Origin of the sequence: Pseudomonas sp. H9 (assembly GCF_004353925.1) — a bacterium.
Taxonomy (GTDB): Bacteria; Pseudomonadota; Gammaproteobacteria; order Pseudomonadales; family Pseudomonadaceae; genus Aquipseudomonas.
The window spans coordinates 1-458 of the sequence record NZ_SMOK01000056.1 but is presented as its reverse complement, the minus strand read 5'-3'; the positions used below and the strand labels follow the sequence as shown (position 1 = coordinate 458).

Annotated in this window: 1 protein-coding gene; it reads left to right on the top strand. The window is 65.9% G+C overall.

Annotated elements, in window-relative coordinates; translation table 11 throughout:
* On the top strand, positions 1-458 hold a 458-nt coding region (locus tag E1573_RS26660; protein WP_177494605.1), incomplete at both ends, for a PAAR domain-containing protein.

The window sequence follows — 458 nt, the reverse complement described above, 5'->3', positions numbered from 1 at the left end:
GCCACGTTCACCTGCGGGTTCGGCGTGGCCTTGCTGGCCGGTCTCGCGGCCGGCATCGGAGGCAGCTTGCTGACCGCCGCAGGGGAGGCGCTAGGCAGTCTGTTCTCATCCCCCTCAGGGACGATTACCACTGCCTCTCCCAATGTGTTCATCAACAGCCGCAAAGCCGCGCGCGTCGAAAAAAGCATCGGCGCCTGCGACAAGCACCCAGGGCCGGTGCAGATCGCCGAAGGCTCCACCAACGTGTTCATCAACAGCGTCGCCGCTGCACGCAAGGGCGACAAGCTGACCTGCGGCGCGACCATTTCCAGTGGCTCGGGCAACGTCATCATCGGCGGCGGCACCTACCGCTACCTGCCGGTGGACGACGAGATCCCGCAATGGCTGCGCACCACCGTGGATGTGCTGATGGCCATCGCCGGTGCTGCGGGCGGTATCGCCCAGTTGATCAAGGCCGG